Below are 9,231 nucleotides of genomic sequence, written 5' to 3' on the forward strand. Positions count from 1 at the left end.
CAGACACAACTATAGCATGAGAAAGTATGATGTCGAGCCAGTTTTCGGGCATTTGAAGAACGTCTTTGGCATGCGCCGAACCCATTTAAGAGGGAAAAAGAAGGTAGAAACCGATGTTGGAATAGCCTTCATGATGATGAATTTAAGCAAATATTGGCACAGAAGATGGCCTAAGGACCATTCTTTTTTATTCAAGAATAAAAAGAGACAGAAAAAGACGATCAAATTAAGAGTTAAATTGATCGTCTTTTGTTATCTGGGAGTTAGTTTTTTCCCAGACACTTTTTAGTCTAGCCTAGCTGAGTTTGACTTTTGCCTAAGCCAGCCATATACTAAACCTATATTAATATGCAATTTAGAAGAGGAATTATATGAATACACATAAGAATGCTAACAAGCAAGGAGAAAAAATATTGCTCGGCGGCGTGGCCGCAGCTGCTTTAGGCTTAATTAATGCCAAACCCCAGACGGTCAAGGCAGCTAATCAGAATGGCACTCGGGCCACTAAGAAGACTCCGAGCAGAGCAGTCAAGACTAAATTGAACTACCAAATTGAAGCTGAGGGTGAAGCAGCTTCTGATGATGACCCCACTGGCCAAGACAGCAGCAGTCAAACTGCTGGCAGCGAGAATAATGCAGGCACTTCAAGCAGCACTCCAGAAACTGACCAGAGGCAAGCTGGTGCTAATAGCAATACAGCAAGTGGAAGCCATCAAGATGCAGCTACAGGCATTACCAGCGATCCAAGCACCACAGACAAAGCAAAAGCAGATAAGCAAGAAGCAGATCATGCACAATTTGACCCTGAAAAAACTACTCGAGATGGCGCCATTTCAGGTACTTGGAATGGCATACCTACCTCTTTTTCTGATGGCGTCTTGTCTATTGGCGAAAAAGGAAACAATTACACAATCGGTCAAAAAAATCTCCATTATCAGTATCTTGAATTTAGTGACAATAAGAAAAACTTAAAAATTGATGATTTATCTACTATTACAGAAATTGATTTTAAAGCTCCTATCAAAGTTTTGGGTGGGGTAATAAATTTTTTTAGTGGTTTAGCTAATTTAACTACAATTAAGGGACTGCCTAATTTAGATACTTCTGAGGTACCTAACATGTACGGCTGGTTTGATGGTTGCAAATCTTTAACTAGTTTAGATTTAAGTCACTTTGATACTTCTAATGTAGAAGATATGGCTCGACTATTTAAAGATTGCAAATCTTTAACTAAACTAGATCTATCTTACCTTGACACCGCAAATGTTATCGGCACGGATTTGATGTTTTATAGGTGTGAATCACTGACATCTATTACTTTTTCTGACAAGTTTAAGACAGACTTAAATATTGACATGGAAAATATGTTTGACGGTTGTAAAAGCTTGTTAAGCATTGATTTGTCTAAATTCAATACTTCAAAAGTAGCCAACATGCATCAAATGTTTAGAAATTGTAAATCTTTAACTAAACTAGATCTATCCAATCTTGATTGTCATGGTAACTTGAACTATATGTTTGAAGGCTGTGAAAATCTCGAATACTTAAACCTAATTCACTTTAGTACACATGATGACAATGGTCGTGATGATGAAAATCACGTAGATTGTAATTGTGTAGGTATGCTTGCCGATCTTCCTAAGTTAAGAGAAATAGTTTTAGGTAGTGGTATTCATATGAAACAATCAGGTTTGAATACTCCAGGAACTTGGATAAATATGGGAATCCCTCAACATAATATTCCTGCTCCACCCAAAGGCTCAATTCAATTAAGTTCAGCAGACCTTGCTGATAAATTTGCAGATTATGACAATATTTTTGGTAAAGAGCATTATGCTGATACCTATGTTAACTTTAGCAATCCTTCCAAAGGAATTACGGTTCAGTATCGCGACATGGATGGCAACAAAATTCCTGGCATTAACGATGACATTCAGTTTGGTAACATAGGTGCTTATCTCGTCAACAATGAACCTTATACAGCTTTTAAACCGCAAGAAAAACTTACCGATAGCTCAGGAACTGAATATGATTTTGATAATTTAGCTAAAATAAATAACGATGAAGTAAACTATAATGACGTAAAGTTTACTTCTGATAACCAAACTATCACTTTTTACTATACCAAGAAAGCTAATATTCCAGGTCCCAATCCTTCCGATGGCTCGGACGGTTCTGATAGCTCTAACGGTTCCGACAGCTCTGATAGCTCTAACGGTTCCGACAGCTCTGATAGTTCTGATGGTTCTGACAGCTCTGATGGTTCTGACAGCTCTAACAGCTCTGATAACTCTAATGGTTCCGATAGCTCCAACACTTCAAACAGTTCCGATAGCTCAAATGGCTCTGACAGTTCCGATGGTTCTAATGGTTCCGATAGCTCCAACAGCTCTGATAGTTCTAACGATTCTGATAGCTCTAATGGTTCCGACAGCTCTGATAGTTCTAACGGTTCTAACAGTTCGGACGGTTCTGATAGCTCTAACAGCTCCGATGGTTCTAACAGTTCCAACAGCTCTGATAGTTCTAACGATTCTGATAGCTCTAATGGTTCCGACAGCTCTGATAGTTCTAACGGTTCCAACAGTTCGGACGGTTCTGATAGCTCTAACAGCTCCGATGGTTCAAATGGTTCCAGCAGCTCTGATAGTTCTAACAGCTCTGACAGCTCTAATGGGTCTGGTTCGAATGGCTCTGGCTCTAATGGTTCCGGTTCAAACGGCTCCGGTTCTAATGGATCTGGTTCTAATGACTCCAATGCTTCTAGCACTACCGGTTCAATTGTCAACAGCCCAGCAGCCATAGCACCTGCAGTCACAGTTCATTATCAAGATGAATATGGCAACACTGTTGCTCCTGATCGCGTAATCCAAGGTCGCATTGGTGATGGCTATACGACAGGTGCCGAAACTGTTTCCGGCTATACATTAAAGACTCGGCCTGATAATGCGACTGGCTTCTTCATCAACAGTCCGCAAAGCGTAACTTATGTTTACAGCAAGAATGATGGCCAAACCAATAATTCCACCACTGCCCCAGCTGGAAACCAGACGCCGACTGACAATGAGCCGACTCCAATTCCGACCAGCAAAAAGTCTCAGAAAAAGAAGGCAGTTAAAGGCCTTCATGCCAATAAACAAAGCAAGAAAGGCAAGAAAGCACCTGCCAAATCAACCAAAGGTCTCACAGCTAACAAGCATCAGGCTAACCACCCTGCTAAACTGGCGGCTGCAAGTCGCAAATTAAACAAGACTGCTAGCTCTGACCCACAAAAAGGCAAGCTGAATCAGAACAGCAGCACTGATGCCTTGCCGCAAACTGGTACCGAGAAGCACAATAGTTTAGCCATGCTGGCACTAGGTGGTTTGGCCTTGGCCACTGCTCTAGGTGCTGCTTGGCTTGAGCGTAAGAAAGACTAATTAAATTCTGACAAATAAAAAACGTCCTACATGATGTGAACCCCAAAATTAGGACACTTTATATTAGCTGCTAACTGAGGACTAGCTTCCGATATTCAATCAGAGTTAGTCCTTTTAGTTTGATTTTGATTCTTTTCTGATTGTAATACTCAATGTAGTCTCTAATCGCATCTTCCAGTTCAGTGAGATTCTTATATTGCTTTTCAAAACCATAAAACATTTCTCGTTTGAGTATCCCGAAGAAGCCTGCCATTAACCCATCATCAAGCGAATTGCCCTTGCGTGACATTGACTGGCTAATGCCATGGCTTTTCAGCCATGCTTGAAACTGGCCATTTTGGTATTGCCAGCCTTGATTGGTATGGAAGATCAAGCCATTCAAGGCTGGATATTTGTGCCAGGTCTTTTTTAACATATCCATGGTCTGCTTAAGATTAGGGCTGCGAAAAATGGTATAGGAAACAATCTCTTGGGTGCAGCCATCAATGATCGGTGATAAGTAGGTCTTTTGCCCCTTGAGCTTAATCTCAGTCACATCTGAATACCATTTGTGATTGGGGTAAACCGCACTAAAGCTGCGTTTAATTAGGTCAGGCTTAATCGGACCCTGAGTGCTACGATAGCTATTATATTTGAGCCAGCGTTTACTGACTATGCCGAACAGCTTCAGCTTGTTCATTAAGCGCTGCACCTCTTTATGGTTGACTAATAAACCGCGACGTCTTAGTTCTGCAGTAATGCGGCGATAGACATAGCGGTGCTTGTGTTCCTCATAAATAGCTTTGATTTTAGCCATTATTTCTTGATTATCTCGCTCTTTGTCCTTCTTCTTTAAAGTGTAGTAATAATTACTGCGGGATAGATGGGGCAGATTGGGATTGGCATTAATGGCATCAAGAATAAAAGTTACGCTGACTTTAAGCTCGCGCCTTAGTTGGGTAACTGCCTGGGCTATTTCCGCGGCTTGCGGTTCTTGGTCCGCTGGTCGACTAAGGCGCTCAATTTTTTTACGAATTCGTTCTCGATTTTCAGCTTCAAGTTCTGCTGGCGTAAGCGTTCGTTCTCTTGCTTGAGTCGCTGATTTTCCTGTTTGATCAGCTGTTCTCTTTTGGTCATGGGGCTGTCGTCCTCTCTGCTTGTTAACGATATTATACCCATTTTTACGGTATTCGCGCAGCCAGTTGTACAACATGCCACTACTTTTTAAGCCCAAGTCAATAGATACTCGACGGGCAGGCTCATGTTCAACTATGATTCGCCTAAGGGCCTGCTCCTTAAAATTACTTGTATAAGCAGTGAAAGGCTGATCTAAAATAGTTAGACCGTGACGGCCAATTAAAGCTAACAAGTAACTAATATTAGTCCTGCCAACCCGATAACGCTGACTTAGCTCAGCAGGGCTGATTTGATAATCGTGCCAAAGATGATAGATTTCAACTTTATCTTGTTTAGATAATTTAGACATAAAAATGACCCCCAAATTTGTCCTAAATTTGGGGGTCATATCATTATCAATATAGGGCGTTTTTAGTCTAGCCTAGCTGAGTTTGACTTTTAATAGGCTCAGCCATATACTAAACCTATATTAATATGCAGTTTAGAAGAGGAATTTTATGAATACACATAAGAATGCTAACAAGCAAGGAGAAAAAATATTGCTCGGCGGCGTAGCCGCAGCTGCTTTAGGCTTAATTAATGCCAAGCCCCAGACGGTGAAGGCAGCCAACCAAAACGGCACTCGTGCCACTAAGAAGACTGCGAGCAGACCAGTCAAGACTAAGTTGACCTATCAAAGTGAAACTGAGGGTGAAACTGCTACCGACGATGACCCCACTGACCAAAAGAGCGACAATCAAACTGCTGGCAGCGAGAATAATGCAGGCACTTCAAGCAGCACTCCAGAAACTGGACAGGGGCAAGCTGTTGCTAACAACAGTTCAGCAAGTGGCAGTATTCAAGATGCAATCACAGGCAATACCAGCGATCCAAGCACCACAGACGATGCAAAAACTGACAAGCAAGAAGCAGGCTCTGCACAATTTGACCATGCTAAAGCCACTCGTGATAGTAGCAATACCATCTCAAGCACTTGGGAAGATATACCTGTCACGTTTAATAATGGCGTATTATCAATTGGTGAAAAAGGCAAAACCTATACCATAAATAATTCAGACAATAAAGATATTAGCATTGGTAGCAACATTGACAATGTTTCTGGAACCGACATTACAGAGATCGATATTAATGCTCCCATTGCCATCATTGGATCAGCTGAAACACTTTTCTACCACCTCTTGAACCTTACATCAATAAATGGCTTAGATAAACTAGATACTTCTAAAGTAACGAGTATGCTACAAATGTTTATGGACTGTACAAAAATGACTTCTTTAGATTTATCCAGTTTCAATACTACTAATGTAACCAATTTTAGTACAATGTTTGCCTTTGACCCCAGCCTAACTAGCGTAGATCTATCTAGTTTTACTGTTAGAGATGGCGCTACAACTATGGGAATGTTTGTAATAAGCGATGATGATACTCCCAGTTTGTCCAAATTAATTTTAGGTAAAGGTTTTAAATTCACTACAAGAAATGGTAGACCCAACAATTCACTTCAACAGCCAGGAACTTGGGTAAACATGGGGGAAGGCGATGGTTCTCTGACCAAGGGTACTAATCAGTGGTCTTCAGCCGATTTCATGACTAAGTACCAAGGTGATAGAGACCATGATACTTATGTTAGATATACTGGTGGCACCGTTACTGTTCACCGCCAAGATGAAGATGGCAAGCAGCTAGTTGATCAAGATGGTAAGGAAATTCCTGATGAAAAGCTTTTCGGCAACATTTCAGACTCAGTAACTGTTGACACCAGTAAAGAATTTGCTGGTTATACCTTCAAGGAAAATCAAAATCCTACTATCACAGCTTTTATCTCTGATCCACAAACTATCACTCTAGTCTATTCTAAGAGTAAAACTGATAATACTTGGGAAGGTGTTCCTTTTACCTTTAATAATGGTGTCTTATCGCTAGGTGAAAAAGGCAAAACCTATACAATAAATAATTCAGACAATAAGGATATTAGTTTTAACAATAATATCAGTAATATTTCTGTAACTGATATTACAGAAATTGATATCAATGCTCCAATTACTATTACCGGTTCAGCAGCACAACTTTTTGCTAGACTCAAAAATTTGTCTAATATTAGTGGTCTGAAAAATTTAAACACTTCCGAAGTGACAAGTATGGAACAAATGTTTATGAGTTGCTCTAAACTTACCAATTTAGACTTATCAAGTTTTGAAACTTCTAAAGTGACATCATTTAATACTATGTTTGTTAACGATTCTAGTTTAACCAGTGTTAATTTATCTAGTTTTAAAATTAGTGATAATGCTGAAATGATGGGACTGTTTTTACTATGCCCTAATTTAACTCAGATAGATCTAGGTAAGGATTTTAAATTTAATTTAGACAGTAGTGGTAAACCCAACAATTCTCTCAATTTATCAGGTACTTGGGTAAACATGGGTGAAAGCGATGGCTCTCTGACCAAGGGTACTAATCAATGGTCTTCAGCTGATTTCATGACCAATTACCAAGGTGATAGAGACCATGACACTTATGTTAGATATACTGGTGGCATCGTTACTGTTCATCGCCAAGACGAAGAAGGCAAGCAGCTAGTTGATCAAGATGGTAAAGAAATTCCTGATGAAAAGCTCTTTGGCAATATTTCAGATCCAGTAACTGTTGATACCAGCAAGGAAATTGCCGGTTACACCTTCAAAGAAAACAAAAATTCTGATGTAAAATCATTTACCTCCGACCCGCAAGATATTACTTTGGTCTACTCTAAGAGTAAAACTGATAACACTTGGGAAGGTGTTCCTTATACCTTTAATAATGGCGTCTTATCACTTGGTGAAAAAGGTAAAACCTATACAATAAATAATTCAGATAATAAAGATATTAGCATTAGCCAAAATATTAGCGATATAACTGCTGACGATATCACAGAAATTGATATTAATACCCCTATCGCAATTATGGGCTCTGCTCAGCGTCTCTTTTGTAAATTAAGCAATTTAGTATCTATTAAAGGGTTAAAAAACTTAAATACTTCTCAAGTCACAGACATGACGAAAATGTTTTTCGGTTGTACAAAAATAGTTTCTTTAGATCTATCTAGTTTTGATACTACCAATGTGACTAGTTTCAATACAATGTTTGCTAGCGACCCTAGCTTAACTAGCATAGATCTATCCAGTTTTACTGTTGCAGATGACGCTACAACGATGGGAATGTTTGTAATAAGCGAAGATTATACTCCCAGTTTGTCCAAATTAATTTTAGGTAAAGGGTTTAAATTCACTACAAGAAATGGTAGACCCAACAATTCCCTCAATTTGCCAGGAACTTGGGTAAACATGGGTGAAGACAATGGTTCTTTGACCAAGGGTACTAATCAGTGGTCTTCAGCCGATTTCATGACTAAGTACCAAGGTGATAGAGACCATGACACTTACGTCAGATATACTGGTGGCATCGTAACTGTTCATCGCCAAGATGAAGATGGCAAGCAGCTAGTTGATCAAGATGGTAAGGAAATTCCTGATGAAAAGCTTTTCGGCAACATTTCAGATTCGGTAACTGTTGACACCAGTAAAGAATTTGCTGGCTACAAGTTCAAAGAAAACAAGAATTCTGATGTAACAGCATTTATTTCTGATCCGCAAGATATTACCTTGGTCTACTCTAAGAGTAAAACTGATAACACTTCTGACACTTCGGATGGTTCCGACGGCTCTAACAGCTCTAATGGTTCTGACAGTTCCGATGGCTCTGATAGTTCCCAGAGTTCCAATGGCTCTGATAGCTCTAATGGTTCTGACAGCTCCGACAGTTCCGATAGCTCTAATGGTTCTGATAGTTCCGATAGCTCTGATAGTTCTGACAGTTCCGATGGCTCTGATAGCTCTAATGGTTCTGACAGTTCCGATGGTTCTAATAGCTCCGACAGTTCTGATAGTTCTGATAGTTCTAACGGTTCAAATAGCTCGAACACTTCAAACGGTTCCGACGGCTCTAATGGCTCTAACAGCTCTAACGGTTCTGACAGTTCCAATGGTTCCAATGGTTCCAATGGTTCCGATAGCTCTAGCTCTGATAGTTCCAACGGGTCCGAATCTAACGGCTCTGGTTCAAATAACTCCGGTTCTAATGGCTCCAATGCTTCTAACACTGCTGGTTCAATTGTCAACAGCCCTGCAGCCATAGCGCCTGCAGTCACAGTTCATTATCAAGATGAACATGGCAACTCCATTGCCCCTGACCGCGTAATCCAAGGCCGCATTGGTGATGGCTATACGACTGGTGCTGAGACTGTCTCCGGCTATACTTTAAAGACTCGGCCCGATAATGCGACTGGCTTCTTCATCAACAGTCCGCAAAGCGTGACCTACGTTTACAGCAAGAATGATGGCCAAACTAATAATTCTACCACTGCCCCAGCTGGAAACCAGACTCAGACTGACAATGAGCCGACTCCAATTCCAACTAGCAAAAAGAACAAGAAAAAGAAGGCAATTAAAGGCCTTCATGCAAATAAGCAGAGCAAGAAAGCACCTGCCAAATCAATCAAAGGTCTCACAGCTAACAAGCATCAGGCTAACCGCCCTGCTAAATTGGTAGCTGCTGACCGCAAACTAAACAAGACTGCTAGCGCTAAGAACCCACAAAAAGGCAAGCTGGATCAAGACAGCAGAACTGATGCCTTGCCACAAACTGGTGCTGAGAAGCA

The 9,231-nt window shown here is 40.5% G+C and carries 4 protein-coding genes; 3 read left to right on the top strand and 1 reads right to left on the bottom strand.

Going from position 1 to position 9,231, the window contains the following annotated elements:
• A partial coding sequence (locus tag JF75_RS09090; RefSeq protein WP_141639353.1) for a transposase occupies nucleotides 1–289 on the top strand: 289 nt, incomplete at its 5' end.
• A gap of 82 nt (nucleotides 290–371) precedes the next feature.
• Nucleotides 372–3,419, top strand: coding sequence for a BspA family leucine-rich repeat surface protein (locus JF75_RS10210; RefSeq protein ID WP_052726914.1), 3,048 nt, complete (start codon nucleotides 372–374; stop codon nucleotides 3,417–3,419).
• A gap of 70 nt (nucleotides 3,420–3,489) precedes the next feature.
• On the opposite strand, the gene JF75_RS10280 is transcribed toward JF75_RS10210, so the two are convergent.
• Complete coding sequence (locus tag JF75_RS10280; protein ID WP_046332739.1) at nucleotides 3,490–4,884, bottom strand: IS3 family transposase; 1,395 nt, start codon at nucleotides 4,882–4,884, stop codon at nucleotides 3,490–3,492.
• Between the two features lie 148 nt (nucleotides 4,885–5,032).
• Here JF75_RS10280 and JF75_RS10220 point away from each other — a divergent pair.
• On the top strand, nucleotides 5,033–9,231 hold a 4,199-nt coding region (locus tag JF75_RS10220; protein WP_071196437.1), incomplete at its 3' end, for a MucBP domain-containing protein.

This window comes from Lactobacillus kimbladii, assembly GCF_000970755.1.
GTDB lineage: Bacteria > Bacillota > Bacilli > Lactobacillales > Lactobacillaceae > Lactobacillus > Lactobacillus kimbladii.

What these genes read in the sequence shown, in the direction of transcription:
- JF75_RS10210 (WP_052726914.1), top strand. Translation starts at nt 372, where the DNA reads ATGAATACACATAAGAATGCTAACAAGCAAGGAGAAAAAATATTGCTC.
- JF75_RS10280 (WP_046332739.1), bottom strand. Translation starts at nt 4,884, where the DNA reads ATGTCTAAATTATCTAAACAAGATAAAGTTGAAATCTATCATCTTTGG.